Origin of the sequence: Bacteroides sp. HPS0048, from assembly GCF_964240755.1 — a bacterium.
Lineage (GTDB): Bacteria > Bacteroidota > Bacteroidia > Bacteroidales > Bacteroidaceae > Bacteroides > Bacteroides nordii.
Genome location: NZ_CAXSVC010000042.1, coordinates 13687 through 33986 on the forward strand (window position 1 = coordinate 13687; position 20300 = coordinate 33986).

The window sequence follows — 20300 nt, forward strand, 5'->3', positions numbered from 1 at the left end:
TTTCCTCCTTATTTTGAGATTAGTTTTTATTTAATTTCCATTAGTTCGATAGAAATACCCTCTTCTTCTATGAAAGCAATAGTGAGGTGTTCATCGCATACGGCAGGGCCAAAAATAACCTTCTTACCTTTTAGCTCTTCTTCCAGAGAGGGTACTGTGTAGGCAATGTGACCTTGCTTTTGTACCAATTCGGGCATACAACTGCCTTCTTCGAATTTAAGAAACTCGATTCTGTTAGGACTTTTGCTATAGTCTGTCAGCCATACGCTGAGCCCTTCATTAAAGAAGGCGCCTTCTTTGTGTTCGGTAGTGACGATACCTACGTGGTTGAATGTTCTCATAATTTATTCGTTTTAAGTGTTTATAATAACTATTGGTTTATGACTTGTTCGGATTTAACTCAGGATTCTTTTTCCAACTCCTGTAAGAGAAAAATGCTAATACAATAATAACAATTGAGGCAAAGTACAGGTAGATCAATATATTGTTTACATTGTCGTTCTGTCCATATGAGTGCATTCCGCTAAGGAAATAGTTGACTCCGAAGAAGGTCATTAATACGGATGAAAATGCGATGACTGAAGCGACATTGAATAACCAAAGGGTATTACAACGTTTTATCAGGTGCAGGTGGGTGACAATGGCATAAACAACCATAGTAATCAGTGCCCAGGTTTCTTTAGGATCCCATCCCCAATAACGTCCCCAGGACTCATTTGCCCAGACGGCCCCCAGGAAAGTACCGATCGTCATCAAAGCCAGCGCTACTAATAATGACATTTCATTGATGATATTTAACTCTTTGATACGAATAATCAGCTGACTCGTTCGTTTCTTGCCGGCGAAGATCATCAAAACCATATTGGTTAATCCCATCAGGCAACTGACGCCGAAGAAACCATAGGCAGCTACAATAATGGCAACATGGAACATTAGCCAGGGAGATTTAAGTACCGGAACTAAGGGACTTATTTCCGGATCCATCCAGTTCAGACCGGATACAAAAAGAATGATACCACCGAACAAGGTAGCCAGTGCTAAAGTAATTGTATTGCGGCGTACAAACAGCAGACCGGCAAGGACAGTAGCCCAGGCCACATATACCATTGTTTCGTATGAATTGCTCCAAGGGGCATATCCACCAATATACCATCGCATTCCCATACCGTACATGTGATAATGGAATACGATAAGTACCAGAATCCCCAATATCCAGACTATAGACTTTATCCAGCGTTTCTGCTGAAACTGTACGATGAATGTAAAGATGAGCAGCAGACCACCCAGAATAAGATAGCCGATTTTACAATAGCGAAATACATCCATCTTATTATATTTCAGTTCAGACTGTATCTTTTTAGGGCTGATGTCGAGTGTTTTGTTTTTGGCTTGCTGGTAAGTACTGATCATGCCGGCAACTTCGTTGGCTTTTGTCCAGTCGTTACTTTTCAGACCTTCCTGTACCTCTTCCAGATACCAGTCCATAATACGGGCTACGAACATGGAGTCCTTTCCTGTAAAAGCCGAAAGGTCATCTCCGGGAGCATACCACTTATGGTTGGGATCATCTTCTTTTGGAAAGAGGTTCAGCATCTGACGGTTGATAAGCTGGTGGAAGATGTTGATCTGTTCATCCAATTTCATCAAATCTTTGTCGAATCGGGTACGTTGGTTAGGCATTTTGTTATATGCTTCTTCCAGCTTCTCCTGTAACTTGTAGTAGCCGTTATTGTCAAACACTTCCGCGTATGCACATTGTTTGGCAGGCAGATTATAATAACTTGCTAACTCTGGATTGGATACGGCAATAAACGGTATGCGCATCCATACATCCGGCATCACCAGTAAACTGATAAGGAATTGGTCTGAGTTTAAACCTCCGATTTTATCCGATTTATGTAGCTTTCGGAGTATTTGGGAAGAAAAAGTGTTGATTGGCATGGTACGCCCACTATTTGACTGGATTGGTAAAGAACCAAAAACTTCGGCATGTGCAGGAGAAATTTTATGTTTCTGTACGATATCCATCATTGGGGAGTTATTCTCGTTTGCTCTGCTTTCAGAAGGAAAGGCTATAAAGAAGAGCAGGCAGGCTATTATCTTAGTTGCGGTATGTAATTCTTTTAACCGACGGCTCAATGACATGAATCGGGTATTCTTGCCAATAAAGCATAGAACCAGTCCGATGACAAGCAAAAGATACCCTGTGTAAGTGATGTTGCGTCCTGCAACATCACGGTTGACAGAGAGAATCGTACCTTGTTCGTCCGGATCATAAGATGCCTGAAAGAACCGGTAACCCTTTACATCTAACACATTGTTCATAAATATTCGTTCGGGACGTGTTTCACCGTCCACATGTACTACAACTTCACTTTCATAGGAAGAGGGACTGGAAGAACCCGGATAGCGGGTCAACGTAAATTTCTTTAGTTCCACAGAGAAGGGTAAGGTGTGGATACTTGTGTTATTATCGGCAGAGCGAACGGTGATTTGATTGCTCGTTTCTCCTTCGCGAAGATGAAGGATGCCTTCTTCACTGAAAAGGAAAGAGGTAAAAGCACCCAGGAAAATGATGATAAAAGCAAAATGAGTGACTAACATACCCCATTTCCGGTTTTTAAGATATTGGCGCTTGATAACAATTGCTACAAAATTGATAACCATCAATAATTGAAGCAAAAAGAACAGAGGCGAATAGTAGATGATCGTTTTGGCTGTTGCAGTGCCATGGTATTTTTCAATGAAAGTAGCGGCAGCGAGTGCAACAGCGTAGATCAGCAACAACACAATGGTTGTTACATAAGAAGAGAGGGGCTTGTGGAAATTTACTTTCATAGGAAAATCACTTTTAGAGTTGACAATTGATAACAGTTGGCAGCTGATAGTTGACAATTGACAATGAAGAGTTGACGGTAGACAGTGGGCAGTTGCCCTGCTCACTGTCAATTGTCAATTGTCCACTGTCAACTGTTTAATTAGTCTTCAATAATTACACGGAATCCTACATTGAATACTCGCTGATGCGGGTAGTAGGCTTTACGGGCATAAGAAGTTGAGACTTTAGGACGTTCAATATAAGAACCACCACGTACAACTTTGAATTCCGAAGGATTCTTTACCTTTTCAGTATAAGGATAAGGTATGTAGTCCGAACGGGTCCATTCTGCTATATTTCCGTGCATGCTGTGTAATCCAAATGGATTGGCCTGGTAATTTTTAGAATCAACCTGGTTCATCGCTCCATCGTTTACACTTTCCTCTTTAGGCAGATAAGAGTAATATTTATACCAGTATGAATTCTTAGACATTGGTTGTGGATTAACGCCACTTACAGCCATTTTATTGCAACTTTCGTCCGCAAAGTTCTCTAACTTACCAAAATCTGTATTGCTGTTACCATACCAGAAGTCAGAATCACTTCCTGCACGACAAGCCCATTCCCATTGTGCCTCCGTGGGGAGGGTGATGTTGAGGCCGGTCTTTTCGCTCAGTTGCTTACAATACGCCATAGCATCTTCGTAACTAACACGAATAACGGGTTGCTCCGGCTGATTGGCAGGGTAACCGAAATGTACATGGTCTTTCCATAACTGGTCTACGTAGCGACTGTCGTGGTCGGGGAAAATGACATTGTATTGTTCATTAGTGATTTCTACTTCACCCATCCAGAATGATTTTGCAATTTTTACTTTAGATACCGGACGATTGTCGGCAGATCCGTTCCAGCTACCCATAGCAAACTCTCCGGCAGGAATACGAACGAAGGTAAGTTTGACTCCGGGAGCCAATACAACCTCTTTGCGTGTTTCCTTTTCGTTTGCCAGCATCGCTTTGATTGCGTTGGCATCGAAAGGCCAGTTTTTCACTTTTACATTTTTTTCTTTTACAGGAGCGGCAGCTTCCGGAAGAACCGGAGTAACTTCTCCTTTACCTTTCAGATAGGTTGCATAGTCAGCGATCTCTTTTTTCCAGTCTACTCCCATGCCATTACCATATTTATTGGTAAGTTCCGTACGGCGTTCGATCTGGTCAAAACCCTGATATGGGAAGTCTTTGATCTTATTAGCATTGAAGTAGCCCTTATCCGGGGCATTGTAATCAATCCATGTATACAATGTTCTCCATTCTTTGTCGGTCAGCTTCACATTTGCATGTCCCTTTTTAAGGATACGGATTAACTCACTGGTATTGGCATGATATTCATAGGGTTGCAGAACAGCCATATCAGCTTCCGGACCTTGACGATGAACATATGGATGCAGATTCAGATAAGAAGGACCATATCCACGTTCGTCTTTTGCACCGGCACGGAGGTCGAATGCTTTTTCGCCGTTATGACAGGCAATACAAGCACGGTCGAGAATTGGCTGTACTTCAAGATCGAATGTAAATGAACGGACACCACCTTCCGGTGCTTTTATAGAGTGTGGTGCACGTTGGGATGCAATTACACGCTTAGGCACAGGAATCTGATTCTGATCTTCGTGACATCCTATACAGGAAACAACTTCACCCGGTTGTCCGGTCAACCAACTACGCATCAGCTGTATAGCAGCTCCGTCTTTATCAATCGGCTGGATGGAGATTGGAGTATTGGCTGGTATTTTGAAGATAACAGAACCGTCTTCTTCCACAGGAACTGTTCCGAGTTGGCGTTTAATGTCCCATCCGCTTTGGATACCATGCCAGTTATGATCTGAAACAGTTTTCAGATATGCATACTCATACGCATGCAGGCGAAGCTCTTTTACAGTACCACGAGGTACATTACGCAATCCTTCACCTTCATATATATCCTGGATAAATACAGTTGCTTCTTTTTCATTCAGTTTTACTCTGTCAGGTATGGCCGGAGGAGTAGTTGTCTTACGCACAACAATCGGACTAATGTATCCTTCACCTTCCTGTTTCATCAGACAAGTTACGTTATCAAATACGTCCACCAGATAAATACCCCATAAATCTTGTGGGTTCAGCTTAGCAGCTACCAGATAATATTTGTCATCCAAAGGAGTCGGTTTGATAAATTGTGGCCATACGCCGTTTACTAATTCATCTTTTACCAATTCTACTATCGGACGGTTCCGATATGGAATTTCCTGAAGCATACCGGCAGCACCTTTGCGGGCTTTAGTTGGATCAAACAATATTAAACGGCCGGAACGGGCAACACCGTGATGACCGGAAATAATACCTACAAAAGCAGATGCATGATTAGGCAGAGGTTGAATGTCAAATGTACTGTTTGGGAAAGCACAACCACTTCCGAACAGGGCCTTTTGTTCTGTTCCGTCCGGGTTCATATGCATTACAAAGCGGGAATAGTAGTGCATCAGGTCGGTATATTCCCAACGGGTATACATGACACGACCATTATGCATAATAACCGGATTCCAATTGGCATCCTGGTCAAATGTAAGGCGACGCATGTTTTTGGTTTTGGGATCATAAAGCACCATATTACCCACTGGGTCGGAACCGCTGACACAAGGTACACCTTGGTAACCAATATTAGAAGTTGCTATCATACGCCCGTCGGGTAGATATGTACCGTCGTAGAATTCCAGATCCGGTTCTTCATTTTCTATTAGCATTCTGTGACCGGTACCGTCCAATTTAACCTCATATATATTCCAACGATTGTCGGGCATGGTTGCAGTAAACATAACCCGGTCGCCATCCCAATGCATTTTAAGGTCTGCGATAGAAGATGAGTTTTGTGGTTTGTATATTTGACGCATCTGAATGTTGTCACCACGCAGATTGGACAATTCTACAATTTCGGCATTAAATCCACTACGACGTGCGGATTCCTGATTACTCCAGTTGTTAGATTGTGTTCCTAAGTCCGGAGCCATAGCTGTATGTGCTTTTGAACCCAGTTTGAAACGAGTAGCAACAATTTTGTCGCCATTGAGTAAAGGGTTACCAAGCAGAATGGCTTGCTTGTTTTTCAATGCTTTACGGGCATTAGCCAATGCTTGTGCATCACCTTTGTAAATGCCGTCGAAACCTTTTTGGGAAAGGCTTAGCAGTTCATCGAGCAGAGGCTGGTATTTGGCTATATCATACCCTTGTTGTTGTTTCATATCAGCAAATGCCAGTTTGATTGCATTTATATTCAGCCACTCCAATTCATTTTGTACCTCGTATACATTTTGCATCTTTTCAAATACTTCGAGGTATTTGTACATTTGTGTGTTTACGTCTTTTTCGGTTGCTATCTGTTGTATGATGTTCTTGAAGTAAGAAGCATCTTTTAGTTTACCAGCCAAAGCGTCTACGACTTGTTTTTCAACAGAAGCATCGGGGGTAATCAACCAGGTATCCAATCCATCCATTTGGCTGCTTAGCATTCCAATTTGATTCGGATATTTTTCTGCCAGTTGATTGGCGATGTCTTTAGGTAATACATTCAATGCCTGAAAATATACACTACCCGTTCTTGAGTCATCGTCAACACCGACTTCTGCTTCAAAACGTACGTATTTTCCTTTCACCGGATAGACCAATGTGCCGTTCGCATGACAGAATACACCGTGTTCATAAGCTTTTCCGGCAATCCGGATAGGTTTGCCATTTGCGTTGATGTTCATTCTTGGTTTATCCCAGCCGGCTACGCCATATTCAAACGGAGTCTGGTCCAACCATACAGAAGAACCGTCGGCTGCAATCAGGCGGGCATTCCCCCATATTGCATGATCATAACTGCTACCGTCAGGACCACCGGAGGTAACCAATATCAGCTTATCGCAATTCTTCAAGTCCACAACAAAAGGCTCTGCCTTGTCATTGACTTTAATCCATTTGGACATGACTGGCATTCCTGCTTTTTGTAGTTGCGTACGCAATTCGGATTTGGCTTTTACTGAAGCATCAATCCATGTCTCTGCTTTCTTAGGCTTCGGCCCGGCAAATGCCGAGGCGGAAGCTGATAAGAAACAGAGTGTTATTAGCAATATTTTATTCATAAGGTTGATTCTAAGGTATTATGTTTTTCTACTATTATAATGCAGCCTTAGGATTTGAAAAACGAAGACCGGCATTGTCATGGTAAGTAGCCCATTCTGAGACAATAGCACCTTCGGGACCAGCCATCAGGAAATGGAAGGTTGTTAAAGCTTTCAACGGAAGTACTTCGCCTACCTTTTGTACAACGAAATTCTTACTCTTGATAGGACCGTGAGTAGCTGGGATTGCAGGGGCATTCGGAGTTTCATCTCCTACTTCAGAGAAGTTATAGGCCCATCCTTTTTCAACCATCCAGGATTCGTGTTTAGCAGGATATGTAGTAGCTACATGAGCATGTTCCGGAATCATTTGTCCGGGCAACAGATAGATAGCATGTGCGAAGTATCTTTGTTCTGCGTCGTTAACCCAGAAAATACCACCCATACCTACATTTTCAAAATCTCCTAATCCGAAGTCCGTAACCCACATGTCTTTAGCCATTAATTCGGTGAAAGGAACATCATAGAATGCGAACATGTCTTTCATTGCTTCCATAGCAACTTCTTGCTGGAATTTGCCGTCTTTGTAAAAATCGGCATTTGTGTACTTCTTAGAATAAGTCATTTCTTTTTTATTTTTACAGTTGTTTTGATTACATTCATTTTTACATTGTTCGGAACATTGTCCGTTGTTACCACAAGCTGATTCTGATGTAGAGGTTTTGCCTGTACATGCTACCATAGAGAGTAAAACAACTCCTAAGGTTACTGAATTTCTAAGTTTTTTCTTCATTTTCATTTATTTATTTGGTTAGTAATTTCTCCTATTTTATTTATTGTGATGAGGGAGTGGCTTATTTTATGGCAATGCCTTCAATCTCAATTAGTAATTCATCTCTGCATACATCTGCACACATATAAGAAATAGGTATGTTCAGTTGATAGTCATTCAGTAGCTTATATGCTTCTTGGTAATGTGACTTGTCTTTCAGGTATACACGCAATAATTTTAAATGTGCGTCTCCTGTTAGTTGGGCTATGTTTTCCATAGTGATGTGAAGTTGTCTTTCGAGACCTACTCCGGTCAGGCTTTCTTCTCCCCGGATTGCAGCTGTGCCGGATATATAAATGAGTTGTCTGTCATCAAACGTCATACTTTTGGCACGTTCAAACTTTGGTGTTGATTTTTGCTGGTGAGCCATTTCCAGTACTTGCGGGGAATAGGCATGAGCTGCTACCTGTAACTTATTATCAATAGGAGTGGCAAAACATTCCGGACGGGTAAATACAGCAGCATCAATATCTACCAGGATACCTCCTAAATTACTCCCTATACCTGTAGCAGCCGGATAACCCATACTCCAGGTAGTCTGATTGTAGAAGTTGCTACGCACATTATTGAACATCTGGTAATGTTGGTCGGCACCATCAAATCCTGTAATTTGTTCAATGTAGTTCCACTGGCGGATAATGTTTTCAATGGGAAAATTCTCCTTATGTAAAACTTCACTTGCTAACCGGAAAACTTCAACGGATTGTTGTTGGGTATTGAAATTCAACACATCGCTATGGAAGCCTCCTGCAAAAAGAAAACGACCATCGGCATTTTCCAATGTAATATAAGGGAAACCTTCATTGGGATGATACATAATTTGATCATTCTCATCTGCCTGATAGCTATGTACTTCCATTGTAAGTCCGCCATCCAAAGCAGGTTGGGATACATAACTTAATACAGGTAACTTCTGGGGATAACGTTGTTGTATTTTGTCACTTAAAATGTTACGACGAGTTACATATTCATTATTATTTGCCGGTGTCCCGAAAAATATTAGTCTGAATATCTGTTCGCTCTGAGGCAACTGTGCCAGCAAGGTATCTGCCATTGTTCCGAAATCAGCAATTTCGGTGGTGTATATGCTATATTTTATTTTATCACAATAATTCATGTTTTCCAACGGTGTCTTATTTTGTTATAAGGAATTTACGTATTCTGTTAGCGCTTTAATTTCTTTTTGAGAAACCTTTTTCTCAATACCGTGTTTGTGTACCTTAAATACATCTTCCATCGTGGCTGCACGTCCGTCAAAAAGATAGGGGGCTGTGCGCCAGACTTCACGTAGGGTAGGGGTGTCCCAACCTTTTTCGAACTCAATATCCTCACCGATACGATGCATTTTCAGGTCTGTATAATACGGGCCACTGTGGCACTCTGTACATTTTAGTTTTTCAAATACCTTTCTTCCTTCTTTGGCCAGGTCGGATAGCTCACCATTAACCAGATAGGGACTTGGAACTGGTTGGAGAGATTTCAGATAAGCATCCACACATACGGCATCTTCTTCGGTAATATCAAAGAACTGTATGAATTTAAAACCGGCACGTACTGCCCATTCCGCTGTTTCGCGAATACCTGATATCATGCTTGGAGGAGTGGGATGGCTGAATAAAAGACTTTTGCAGTTTTTAGAGTTACCTACTCCGTCATTCATCAAATCCCAGTTCATCCCATCTGTACGGGCATCTCCCGGATGGCAACCGTTACAACTTTGCCAGTTTTGAAAGCAATGAGAAGCGTCATTAAAATAGCGTTCTCCTTTGTTTTCTGCACTTTCTTCCCGGTCCGGATTCAGATTGACCGAGGTTATTTCAGTCGTTTGGGTATCTACAATGTTCAGGATGTCAGCAAAGTAAGTAGGGATATAAAGTTTTCCGTTCTCCATTATCATTTTACGCGGACCATTTCCTTTCAATGGGATACGTTTGCGCAGGCCGTACAGAAATCTCAGGTCATAATCCAACATAGCTTTATTAGGATAACTTAGGAATTTTTTCAACATAGCTTTATGGTCAATAACGCTGATTTCATGTGTTCCGGAGTGAGTGATGAAGAGTGACTCGTCATTGCAGGCAATGCTCCAGATACCTGCTGCTCCACGTTCTGGTTCGTCGACTACAATTGCGCCGAGGAATTCTTGTTTTTCCACATCTATAATACTGAAAGCACTGGTATTCATCCATCCTTGTTGCAATTGTGATGTGGGAACGGTAAAGCGCCCTAAATTGTGGGATACATATATATATTTACCGTCCGGTGTGATACAAATACCGCGTAAAGCATTGCTACCATTGGCTAGTTTGATGTCTTTTACTTTGGTAAAATCATCCATTCTGATGACGGAAACACAAGCTGCTACGTAATCAAGATCTGCCCGTTGGGATGGCAGATAATTGGTAACGAACAGATATTTGCCATCCTTGCTGAACTGTGCTGATTTAGGCTCACGCAAGACATTAACCGAACGTACAACCGTACGGCTTATCGGATCAATTTCTGAAACAGTGTTCTGGAATTGATTACATACATATATGTGTTTTTTATCTGGGCCGAAAATAGGAGCACATGCACCGGAACCTGTCAGAATAGTAGCCTCTTTTTGTCCTGATTCCAATGATAGGATTTGTAAATGTCCGGTGGCCGCACTGGTGGTGACATATGCTTTATTGGCATCCAGGAGGATACCGGTTGGCGTTTCTTCAACGGGAATAGAACGAAGTAAAGTTTTACCATCCGGTGAAAAGAAACTGATTCGATTTGTTCCCTTTTCTACAATAAGAATTTCACCTTTGGAATTCAAGGTAATGTCTGTAGGGAAAAACGGAGGAGTTCCTCCCAGAACGAAGGAGGCACAGCCGCAAAAGAATACGGTGGCTAATGTTTTTTTTAATATTTGTTTGGGGGTGTTCATAGTATGTATGTTTTATATTTTTAAGACTGATTATATCCTAATTCTTTGGAGATAGTTTGTGCGGCATCTTTTATACATTCAACGGAATTGCGCACTACATCCTTAGATAAACGATCTTTAGGACCGGATATCCAGATGGCTCCGCATGGATAACTTGTGTAATTAAAAATAGGGGCACCTATACAGAGTACTCCACTTAATTCTTCTTCATTGTCCATGGCATAACCTAACTTTCGCACTTTCTCCAATTCATCCATGTATGCCTCGGGAGTAGTAATAGTGCGTGCATTATAACGTGTGAATTCCATTTGTGACAAGTAATAGTCACGGACATTGCAGGGGAGGTAAGCCATGATAGCTTTTCCCGGTGCAGAACAATGGAGTTCAAAAGGTTTACCGGGTGATAACACAAAACGGAAAGTATGATGTCCTTGGGCTTGTTCTATGAAAATACCTTTTTGATCTCCTAATACTCCGAAGCAGGCAGTTTCTTTTACCAGATCCCGCAAGTTGCGCAAATGTGGCAGGACTACCTCTAACAGATTATGTTCATTTAATGATTTGAATCCGAGCGATAATAATTTGCGGGATAATTTATAATGCTTTGTATCTTCATTATATATAAGGTATCCTAACCGGACTAAAGTATTTAAAATACGGTAGGCAGTTGTTTGCGAAATATCAAGTTCTGATTTGATCGCTTGTAGTGTTCTTCCTAAGGAATAAAGTGATAGATACTCAAGAACCGCAATCCCTTTTTCAAGGTTTGGAACTTTGTAGTTTTCTTCAGCTTTTTCCATATATTCTTCTACTTTTTCCATATTTGGAACGATGTTTCAAATTTGTTGTCCAAATATAAGGAAACATTCGGATAAGCTTGATAATAAGGGACTGAAAAAAAGTTAAATATGTTATGGAGTATATTCTGTGGAAATTTATCGAAAGCTTTTTCTTTGAGTTCAGGTATAAAAAAGAAGCAAGGAGGAATTTTTCCTACTTGCTTCTACAGTTAACACAACTAAAAATCTGCACTAAATATTATATGGAAATCGACAATTATAGTGTCGGCTTAGGTTATCTGAAATCTTTTAATTCTTCTTGCAGTTTCTGGCGAGTGAAGAAAATACGGCTCTTTACAGTACCGAGCGGGAGGTGTAACTTCTCTGCTATTTCACGGTATTTGAAACCGGAAACATGCATAGAGAACGGAACCTTGTATTCTTTAGGTAATGAATTGACAATACGGTGCATTTCTTTTAAGTCATAAGAGCTTTCTGTACTCTCAAAACCTGATTCCTGCGGGAGACTCAAATGATAAAGGTTGTCTGTCTGATCAACAAATGTCTGGTCACGGACTACTTTACGGTAGTTGTTGATAAAGATATTGCGCATGATGGTATACATCCATCCTTTAAAATTAGTATCTGGCATATATTTATCCTCATTGTCTAATGCTTTTAATGAGGTTTCCTGCAACAAATCATTGGCTTCTTCGCGGTCGGTTGTTAATTTGTATGCGAAACGAAGTAGTTCATCCTGAACTCCTATCAAATCTTTTTTGAAGCTTAAACTTTTCATAAACGTTGCTTTTTAAATTGTGAATATATCGTTGTTTTTTTCGACGTTGCAAGTTTACAGCGTTTTGATGACTAAGACAGGGGTGAATTCGTCTTTCTTTAGCCTGAAAACTATCAATTGATAGTTTTTAGGTGGTATATGATAGTTTTTGGGTGTTCTTTTTTCTCGTCAGAAACCTAAATCCTGCATTTTCTGCCAAATTATTGCAATTAATAGAAAAGAACAATTAATTTTGCACAATCATTTTATCTATAACGAATGACTGACGACTCTTTGTTTTTAATAGATATCGATAAGATTCTTCGGACAAAAGCTCCGAAGCATTATAAGTATATCCCTAAATTTATCGTTTCTTATTTGAAAAAGATTGTCCATCAGGAAGAAATTAATGTTTTTCTACGTGAGTCGAAGGATAAATTAGGAGTAGACTTTCTGGAAGCTTCCCTGGATTTTCTTGATGCTAAAGTAGAAGTAAGAGGAGAAGAGAATTTACCGGAAGATGGTTTATATACATTTGTGTCCAATCATCCGTTGGGAGGACAAGATGGTGTAGCATTGGGTTATGTTCTTGGTAAACACTATAATGGAAAAGTGAAATATCTGGTGAATGATTTGCTGATGAATCTCCGCGGATTGGCTCCTCTTTGTATTCCTATTAATAAGACAGGGAAACAAGCCAAAGATTTTCCGAAGATGGTGGAAGCCGGATTTAAATCAGATGATCAGTTAATCATGTTTCCGGCAGGACTTTGCTCAAGACGCCAGAATGGTGTTATCCGGGATCTGGAGTGGAAGAAGACGTTTATTGTTAAAAGTGTGCAGGCGCAAAGAGATGTAATACCTGTGCATTTTGGAGGACGCAACTCTGATTTCTTTTATAATCTGGCAAATATCTGTAAAACACTGGGGATAAAATTTAATATAGCTATGCTTTATCTGGCAGATGAAATGTTTAAAAACCGGCATAAGACATTTACAGTCACTTTCGGTAAACCAATTCCCTGGCAGACATTTGATAAGTCTAAAACTCCTGCGCAGTGGGCGGAGTATGTTAAGGATATCGTATATAAACTGTGATAAAGAGAAAAAGAACAACTACACTAACGAGGAATATGGAAGAGATTATTGAACCGATAAGCAAAGAACTGCTAAAGGCGGAACTTACGGAGGATAAGCGGTTGCGCATGACGAATAAAAGTAATAATCATATTTATATTACTACTTCACAAGATTCTCCAAATGTAATGAAAGAGATTGGCCGTTTGCGTGAAATTGCTTTTCGTGCAGCAGGAGGAGGTACCGGTTTCTCTATGGATATCGATGAATATGATACAATGGAGAATCCCTATAAACAATTGATTGTATGGAATCCGGAAGCAGAAGAAATTCTGGGTGGGTATCGCTATTTGTTGGGTACGGATGTACGTTTTGATGAGAAAGGTGCTCCGATATTGGCTACTTCCCATATGTTCAACTTCTCAGAACAGTTTGTTAAAGAGTATCTGCCTACAACAATTGAACTGGGACGGTCATTCGTAACGCTTGAATATCAGTCTACCCGTGCCGGAAGCAAAGGTTTGTTTGCTTTGGATAACTTGTGGGATGGATTGGGAGCGTTGACTGTTGTGATGCCAAATGTGAAATACTTTTTTGGTAAAGTAACGATGTATCCCAGTTATCACCGTCAGGGCCGTGATATGATTCTTTACTTCCTGAAAAAACATTTTGGAGATAAGGATGGGTTAATCACTCCGTTGAGTCCGTTGAAAATGGAGACTGAGGAGAAAGATTTGGCTACTATATTCTATGAAAAATCATTCAAAGATGATTACAGGATTCTGAATAGTGAGATCCGGAAGTTAGGCTATAATATTCCTCCACTGGTAAATGCCTATATGAGCTTAAGTCCTACAATGCGTATGTTTGGTACAGCTATTAATTATGAATTTGGGGATGTTGAAGAAACCGGTATTCTGATAGCTGTTGACGAAATTCTCGAAGATAAGCGTATGCGTCATATCCAATCATTTATCGAAAGTCACCCGGAAGACTGTAAGTTAACTTCGGGCGTCAATAAGGTATTTACACCGCAGGAAGACTGTTGCCGTTGATTTTACGATAGAGGTCCAGCGCGAAGACATCGGTCATTCCCGAAATATAATCAAGTACCGCCTGTATTCTTTCATAGAGTACAGGCGCTTTTATATTGTATTGACCCGATACACGATTGATAAGAAGCTGTGAGTAAGCTTTGTTGGGGGAGGTCACGGCATCGATCATGAGTTCCAGCAGGGTACTGATAACCTGAAAACCTGCTAATTCTATATCGAGCACATCCCGGGAACGGTAGATCTTACTAAAAGAGACCTCAGAACAGTGTTTGTAGGCCTGTGCGGGTCGTTTGGATATCTTTTTAATCAGTGGATCGGTGAAGTTGCCGGCAAGAATATCAGCTTCATGTTCCAAAAATATTCTTGTACATTCCTTTATTAATAGTCCTATAACCGAAGAGCGCAGATAGGCAATTTGTTCGTTCGTATCACTGACGATACTGAATGTTCTTTGTATATGTTCCTGTCGTTCTTCAGTGAAATAGGACAGGAGTAGCTCTTTCGTCTCTTCGGTTGTTAGAATTTTCAGTTTATGGGCATCTTCAATGTCCATCATTTGATAACATATGTCATCGGCAGCCTCAACAAGGTAGACTAACGGATGACGGGCATATTTCAGAGGCTGTTCACTAAGCTGAATCAACCCCAATTCAGTAGCAATACGCTGAAATCCTTTTTCTTCGCTAATAAAGAATCCAAACTTGGATTTTTTACCTGCCAGACTTGATGAAAAGGGGTATTTAACGATGGAAGCAAGCGTAGAATAGGTCATGGCAAACCCACCTTTGCGACGTCCTTCAAACTGATGTGTAAGGAGTCGGAAAGCGTTTGCATTTCCTTCAAAATGTGTCAAATCATCCCATTCCACCGGGAGAAGTTGCTCTTTTAGGAACTGCCCTTTACCTTCGGAAAAGAAGGTGGAAATGGCCTTTTCACCGGAATGGCCGAACGGAGGATTACCCAAATCGTGAGCGAGACAAGCAGCAGAAACGATGGAACCGATTTCGGGTAGAAAAGAGTCTTGTAACTCCGGTTGCCGGGAGAGTATTGCCTTTGAAACATCATTACCCAGTGACCGGCCAACACACGAAACCTCCAGACTATGAGTGAGCCGATTGTGCACAAAGATGCTACCCGGTAGTGGAAATACCTGTGTTTTATTCTGCAAACGTCGGAAGGGAGCTGAGAAGATGAGCCGATCATAATCTCTTTGAAATTCTGAACGGTTTTCTTGTCTTTCTTCATGAAACTCTTCCATCCCAAAGCGTTTTGCTGAGATTAATTTCCTCCAATCCATCATGAGTCTTTACGATTTAGCTATTTACAATTTTTGATTTGAGAGTACATAGTTCCCCTATTCGCACATTATTTAACTGCAAATGTACGGAAATTCGATACAATTTGTGTATTTTCGCCCGTTAAATAGTAAACAGACAGAATATGAACGTACAAGTTATCAATAAATCAAAGCATCCGCTTCCGGCATATGCCACTGAACTTTCTGCCGGACTGGATATTCGTGCTAACCTTTCGGACTCAATGACTCTGGCCCCTATGCAACGTTGTCTGGTTCCTACCGGATTGTATATCGCACTCCCTCCGGGGGTTGAGGCACAGGTTCGTCCGCGTAGTGGTCTGGCTTTGAAGAAAGGGATTACTGTTTTAAATTCTCCGGGAACGATTGATGCCGACTATCGAGGAGAGATCTGTGTTATTTTAATTAATCTTTCGACCGAACCATTTGTTATTGAAGATGGAGAACGGATTGCACAGATGGTGATAGCCCGTCACGAACAAGCCGCTTGGCAGGAAGTGGAGGTACTGAATGAGACGGAACGTGGTGCTGGTGGTTTCGGGCATACGGGAAGGGGATAGATTACGAACTACAAATTACGAATTACGGATGAAAATAAAATTATTACTCCTTGGGGTGTTGATACTGATACTTGCTTCTTGCGGTTCTTCACAACGAGTAGGAAAGACGGGTGCTGCTAAATCTGCCCGACAGTTAGTTACCCTTTCGGACGAGCAGCAGCGTAAGTATGATTACTTCTTCCTTGAAGCAACGCGGTTGAAGGGGAAAAAGGAGTATGATGCTGCATTCGACCTGTTGAAACACTGTCTGACCATTAACCCGCAGGCAGCTTCGGCTCTTTATGAGATTTCGCAGTATTATATGTTTTTGAAGCAAGTGCCGCAAGGCCAGGCTGCTTTGGAGGAGGCAGTGGAAAGTGCGCCGGATAATTATTGGTATAGCCAGGCCCTTGCCAGCCTTTATCAACAACAGAATGAGAAGGAGAAAGCGATAGGATTGCTTGAGACAATGGCTACCCGTTTCCCGGGAAAAAGAGAATCGTTGTTTGCTCTGCTTGATTTGTATAATCAGCAAGAGGATTATGGGAAAGTGATTGGGACGTTGGACCGTCTGGAAGAGATAATGGGGAAGAATGAGCAACTCACGATGGAGAAATTCCGTATTTATCTGCAGATGAAAGATGACAAAAGCGCTTTTCGGGAGATTGAGAACCTGGTGAAGGAATATCCTATGGATATGCGTTATCAAGTGATCTTGGGAGATGTGTATATGCAGAATGGTAAAAAGCAGGAAGCCTATGATCTTTATCAGAAGGTACTTGCTACGGAGCCGGATAATGTGATGGCTCATTTCTCTTTGGCTTCCTATTACGAACAAACCGGCCAACAGGATTTGTATAAACAGCAACTGGACTCTTTGCTGATGAACAAAAAGGTACCTGCAGATACGAAATTGAATGTAATGCGTCAGGTGATTGCCCAGAATGAGCAGGCTACAGCAGACAGTACGAAGGTGATTTCACTTTTCGACCGTATCCTGCAGCAAGATCCGGATGATGATCAGATACCGATGCTCTATTCACAATACCTCTGGGCAAAAAACATGAAGGAAGCTTCGGTTCCGGTATTGGAGCGTGTGGTTCAGATTGATCCTGCCAATAAAGCTGCCCGTCTGATGCTCCTTGAAGTAGCTGTGCAGAAGAATGATTTTGAACAGGTCATTAAAATCTGTGAGCCTGGTGTAGAGGCTACCCCCGAGGCACTTGAGTTCTATTTCTATCTCGCTATTGCCTATAGCCAGGCGGAGCGTAATGATGAGGTACTTGCTATTTGTCAGAAAGCTTTGGCGAATGCTACAAATGATAGTAAGAAAGAAGTTTTATCTGATTTCTATTCTATCATGGGCGATGTTTATCATAAAAAAGCGATGATGACGGAGGCATACAGTGCTTACGATTCTGCATTGGTTTACAACCCTTCTAATATTGGTGCATTGAACAACTATGCCTATTATCTGTCTGTAGAACGTCGTGACCTCGATAAGGCTGAGGAAATGAGTTATAAGACGGTAAAAGCCGATCCCGGCAACGCTACTTATCTTGATACATATGCCTGGATACTTTTTGAGAAAGGGAACTATGCTGAGGCTCGTATCTACATTGATGATGCCATGAAAAGTGATGGAGAGAAAAGTGATGTGATAGTAGAACATTGCGGAGATATCTATTATATGACCGGTGATGTGGATGGTGCATTGAAATATTGGCAAGAGGCCCTCGATATGGGGAGTGAATCGAAAACGCTGAAAGAGAAAATTAAGAAGAAGAAATACATTGCAGAATGAGAAACGTATTCTATTTATTGTTGCTGGTAGTAATGCTTGCAGGCTGTAAAAGCACAAAGAATATAACTTCAAGCGTGCCTGTTGCCGAGCCTTGTTACCTATCATCCAAACTGCAGTTGACTATCCCCTCCGGTTCTGATGGGAGTATAACGACGGGAGGAACAATGAAAATGAAAGGAGGCGAACGTGTGCAGCTTTCCATTCTGATGCCTATTCTTCGTACGGAAATAGCCCGGTTGGAGATAACTCCCGACGAAGTATTACTTATCGATCGGATGAATAAGCGCTACGTAAGGGCTTCCCGGAAAGAGTTGGATGATATTTTGCCAAAAGATGCCCGGTTCTCTAAATTGGAGAAGTTACTTCTGAGCGCTTCGCGTCCGGAAGGGAAAGCCGAGTTAAGTGGTAAGGAATTGGGCATACCTTCATTGGAAAGAGCAAAAGTGAGATTATATGATTTCTCGTCCAAAGAATTTGCAATGACACCTACCGAGATCTCGGACAGATACACCCAGGTACCACTTGAAGAACTATTAAATATGCTGACTAAGTTATGATGAAACGTATCTTTGTAGGATTAACATGTATTCTTTTTCTGGTTATTCCGCTTTCTGCTCAAAGTAGCAGATTGATTAAAGAACTGGAAAGTAAACGCGGCGAATTGCAAAAGCAGATTGCCGATACCGAATCATTGTTGAAGAATACAAAGAAAGATGTAGGAAGCCAGCTTAATAGTCTTGCTTCATTAACGGGGCAGATTGAAGAACGCAAGCGATATATCCTTGCCATAAATAATGACGTGGAGGCTCTTGAACGCGAATTGTCTGTCCTTGAGAGACAGCTTCGTACACTTCAGCGTGACTTACAGGACAAGAAAAAGAAATATGAATCTTCCGTCCAATACCTCTATCGTAATAAATCGATAGAAGAAAAGCTGATGTTTATTTTTTCGGCCAAGAGCTTAGGGCAGACATACCGCCGTCTCCGCTATGTGCGTGAGTATGCTACCTATCAACGGCTTCAGGGTGAAGAGATTCTGAAAAAACAGGAACAGATCAAGAAGAAAAGAGCGGAGCTTCTACAGGTAAAGACTGCCAAAGAAAATCTGCTGAAAGAACGCGAAGACGAGAAGCAGAAACTTGAAGATCAGGAAAAGCAGAAACGTGAAATGGTGGCCAATCTGCAAAAGAAGCAGAAGGGGCTACAAAGCGAAATAAATAAAAAGAGACGTGAAGCCAATCAACTCAATGCCCGGATTGATAAGTTGATAGCCGAAGAAATAGAACGTGCCCGTAAGCGTGCAGCCGAAGAAGCGCGTCGCGAAGCGGCAGCCCGTAAAAAGTCAGAAGCCAAGGAAGGTAAATCAACATCGGCTTTTCCCGGAACGGAGACAAAGAAAAAAGCGGAACCTCTGGAAGCTTACAGTATGAGTAAAGCGGACCGTGAGTTATCCGGTAACTTTGTCAGTAATCGTGGTAAGCTTCCTATGCCGATTTCGGGCCCTTATATTATTACCAGTCATTATGGACAATATGCAGTTGAGGGGTTACGCAATGTTAAACTTGATAATAAGGGTATTGATATTCAAGGAAAGCCCGGTGCCCAGGCTCGTGCTATTTTTGATGGTAAAGTTGCGGCTGTTTTCCAACTCAATGGGTTGTTCAATGTATTAATTCGCCATGGCAATTATATCTCTGTATATTGTAATCTCTCTTCCGCATCTGTTAAGTCGGGAGATACGGTTAGTACGAAGCAGGCTATCGGGCAGGTATTTTCTGATGCCTCCGACAATGGGCGCACTGTATTGCACTTCCAGTTGCGTAAAGAGAAAGACAAATTAAACCCCGAACCCTGGCTGAACAGGTGATGCCTACTGTTGACAATTCTTCTCTTAGTAATGTAAACCTCCCTTCCCCGGTGAGAAGCATTGTTTTACATGTACATGTAAAGCTGCACGACATGTACATGTCGTACTGTCCCACATGCACATGTCGTACTGTCCCACATGTACATGTAAAACAACGCTCCCTTACGAGTCTTCCCTTGTTCCTCTACGACCTTACCGGGTTATGTCTCCCTTGCTACTCCTTTTAGCGTCTTTCTTCTGGCTTCCTTGTTTCAAGAGGAAGTCGTATCTGTGTTTCCGGTAGTCGGCGAACTCTCTATAAACGCGTTTCGCCGGTTAGTCTCGATAACGAGATAACCGGCGAAATATATAAATTTCTGTTCCTATATAAGGAGATCTAAGAGG

At 41.6% G+C, this 20300-nt stretch carries 15 protein-coding genes; 6 read left to right on the top strand and 9 right to left on the bottom strand.

Translation table 11 applies throughout. The annotated features are described in order from the left end of the window. Positions 1 to 26 precede the first annotated feature (26 nt). The 8 genes from ACESQI_RS21635 to ACESQI_RS21670 form a co-directional block, all read right to left on the bottom strand. Complete coding sequence (locus ACESQI_RS21635; protein ID WP_002558803.1) at positions 27 to 341, bottom strand: hypothetical protein; 315 nt, start codon at positions 339 to 341, stop codon at positions 27 to 29. Between the two features lie 37 nt (positions 342 to 378). Beyond that, positions 379 to 2838 carry a cytochrome c biogenesis protein CcsA gene (gene ccsA / locus ACESQI_RS21640; RefSeq protein ID WP_373127101.1) on the bottom strand — a complete coding sequence of 820 codons (2460 nt, stop codon included), beginning with the start codon at positions 2836 to 2838 and terminating at the stop codon, positions 379 to 381. 140 nt (positions 2839 to 2978) lie between these two features. Then, positions 2979 to 6974 carry an SUMF1/EgtB/PvdO family nonheme iron enzyme gene (locus ACESQI_RS21645; protein WP_373127103.1) on the bottom strand — a complete coding sequence of 1332 codons (3996 nt, stop codon included), beginning with the start codon at positions 6972 to 6974 and terminating at the stop codon, positions 2979 to 2981. A gap of 34 nt (positions 6975 to 7008) precedes the next feature. Then, positions 7009 to 7746, bottom strand: a complete 738-nt coding sequence (locus ACESQI_RS21650; RefSeq protein WP_373127105.1) for a hypothetical protein — start codon at positions 7744 to 7746, stop codon at positions 7009 to 7011. 61 nt (positions 7747 to 7807) lie between these two features. Continuing rightward, positions 7808 to 8902 (bottom strand): hypothetical protein, encoded by a 1095-nt coding sequence (locus tag ACESQI_RS21655; RefSeq protein WP_002558807.1) that lies wholly within the window; start codon positions 8900 to 8902, stop codon positions 7808 to 7810. Positions 8903 to 8926: 24 nt separating this feature from the next. Further along, a complete protein-coding gene (locus tag ACESQI_RS21660; protein WP_373127107.1) occupies positions 8927 to 10702 on the bottom strand; it encodes a cytochrome D1 domain-containing protein in 1776 nt (591 codons plus the stop codon). A gap of 20 nt (positions 10703 to 10722) precedes the next feature. Continuing rightward, a complete protein-coding gene (locus ACESQI_RS21665) occupies positions 10723 to 11523 on the bottom strand; it encodes an IclR family transcriptional regulator (RefSeq protein ID WP_044094833.1) in 801 nt (266 codons plus the stop codon). Between the two features lie 253 nt (positions 11524 to 11776). Next, entirely contained in the window at positions 11777 to 12280 is a 504-nt protein-coding gene (locus ACESQI_RS21670; protein WP_002558810.1) for an RNA polymerase sigma factor, read from the bottom strand. A gap of 258 nt (positions 12281 to 12538) precedes the next feature. On the opposite strand from ACESQI_RS21670, the gene ACESQI_RS21675 reads away from it, so the two are divergent. Continuing rightward, the gene (locus tag ACESQI_RS21675; RefSeq protein ID WP_007483489.1) at positions 12539 to 13357 is read left to right on the top strand and encodes a 1-acyl-sn-glycerol-3-phosphate acyltransferase; all 819 of its coding nucleotides are present in this window, start codon (positions 12539 to 12541) and stop codon (positions 13355 to 13357) included. Between the two features lie 35 nt (positions 13358 to 13392). Continuing rightward, complete coding sequence (locus ACESQI_RS21680) at positions 13393 to 14391, top strand: GNAT family N-acetyltransferase (RefSeq protein WP_195661257.1); 999 nt, start codon at positions 13393 to 13395, stop codon at positions 14389 to 14391. Here ACESQI_RS21680 and ACESQI_RS21685 read toward each other — a convergent pair. Next, complete coding sequence (locus ACESQI_RS21685) at positions 14363 to 15691, bottom strand: deoxyguanosinetriphosphate triphosphohydrolase (protein WP_025867099.1); 1329 nt, start codon at positions 15689 to 15691, stop codon at positions 14363 to 14365. The genes ACESQI_RS21680 and ACESQI_RS21685 overlap by 29 nt on opposite strands. A gap of 140 nt (positions 15692 to 15831) precedes the next feature. Between ACESQI_RS21685 and dut the strand changes: the two genes are divergently transcribed. From dut to ACESQI_RS21705, 4 genes are read left to right on the top strand one after another with little or no spacing between them, the layout of a single operon-like run. After that, positions 15832 to 16266 (top strand): dUTP diphosphatase, encoded by a 435-nt coding sequence (gene dut, locus ACESQI_RS21690; RefSeq protein ID WP_002558814.1) that lies wholly within the window; start codon positions 15832 to 15834, stop codon positions 16264 to 16266. A 28-nt stretch (positions 16267 to 16294) separates the two neighbouring features. After that, on the top strand, positions 16295 to 18049 hold the full coding sequence (locus ACESQI_RS21695; protein WP_373127111.1) for a tetratricopeptide repeat protein: 1755 nt from the start codon (positions 16295 to 16297) through the stop codon (positions 18047 to 18049). After that, a complete protein-coding gene (locus ACESQI_RS21700; protein ID WP_002558816.1) occupies positions 18046 to 18606 on the top strand; it encodes a DUF4292 domain-containing protein in 561 nt (186 codons plus the stop codon). Before ACESQI_RS21695 ends, ACESQI_RS21700 begins: the two co-directional genes overlap by 4 nt. Next, positions 18603 to 19916, top strand: a complete 1314-nt coding sequence (locus ACESQI_RS21705; protein ID WP_373127113.1) for a murein hydrolase activator EnvC — start codon at positions 18603 to 18605, stop codon at positions 19914 to 19916. Before ACESQI_RS21700 ends, ACESQI_RS21705 begins: the two co-directional genes overlap by 4 nt. Positions 19917 to 20300 lie beyond the last annotated feature (384 nt).

Bases quoted from the DNA above. Each gene is read 5' to 3' on its own strand.
- ACESQI_RS21635 (WP_002558803.1), bottom strand. From the start codon at position 341: ATGAGAACATTCAACCACGTAGGTATCGTCACTACCGAACACAAAGAA.
- ccsA (WP_373127101.1), bottom strand. From the start codon at position 2,838: ATGAAAGTAAATTTCCACAAGCCCCTCTCTTCTTATGTAACAACCATT.
- ACESQI_RS21645 (WP_373127103.1), bottom strand. From the start codon at position 6,974: ATGAATAAAATATTGCTAATAACACTCTGTTTCTTATCAGCTTCCGCC.
- ACESQI_RS21650 (WP_373127105.1), bottom strand. From the start codon at position 7,746: ATGAAGAAAAAACTTAGAAATTCAGTAACCTTAGGAGTTGTTTTACTC.
- ACESQI_RS21655 (WP_002558807.1), bottom strand. From the start codon at position 8,902: ATGAATTATTGTGATAAAATAAAATATAGCATATACACCACCGAAATT.
- ACESQI_RS21660 (WP_373127107.1), bottom strand. From the start codon at position 10,702: ATGAACACCCCCAAACAAATATTAAAAAAAACATTAGCCACCGTATTC.
- ACESQI_RS21665 (WP_044094833.1), bottom strand. From the start codon at position 11,523: ATGGAAAAAGTAGAAGAATATATGGAAAAAGCTGAAGAAAACTACAAA.
- ACESQI_RS21670 (WP_002558810.1), bottom strand. From the start codon at position 12,280: ATGAAAAGTTTAAGCTTCAAAAAAGATTTGATAGGAGTTCAGGATGAA.
- ACESQI_RS21675 (WP_007483489.1), top strand. From the start codon at position 12,539: ATGACTGACGACTCTTTGTTTTTAATAGATATCGATAAGATTCTTCGG.
- ACESQI_RS21680 (WP_195661257.1), top strand. From the start codon at position 13,393: ATGGAAGAGATTATTGAACCGATAAGCAAAGAACTGCTAAAGGCGGAA.
- ACESQI_RS21685 (WP_025867099.1), bottom strand. From the start codon at position 15,691: ATGATGGATTGGAGGAAATTAATCTCAGCAAAACGCTTTGGGATGGAA.
- dut (WP_002558814.1), top strand. From the start codon at position 15,832: ATGAACGTACAAGTTATCAATAAATCAAAGCATCCGCTTCCGGCATAT.
- ACESQI_RS21695 (WP_373127111.1), top strand. From the start codon at position 16,295: ATGAAAATAAAATTATTACTCCTTGGGGTGTTGATACTGATACTTGCT.
- ACESQI_RS21700 (WP_002558816.1), top strand. From the start codon at position 18,046: ATGAGAAACGTATTCTATTTATTGTTGCTGGTAGTAATGCTTGCAGGC.
- ACESQI_RS21705 (WP_373127113.1), top strand. From the start codon at position 18,603: ATGATGAAACGTATCTTTGTAGGATTAACATGTATTCTTTTTCTGGTT.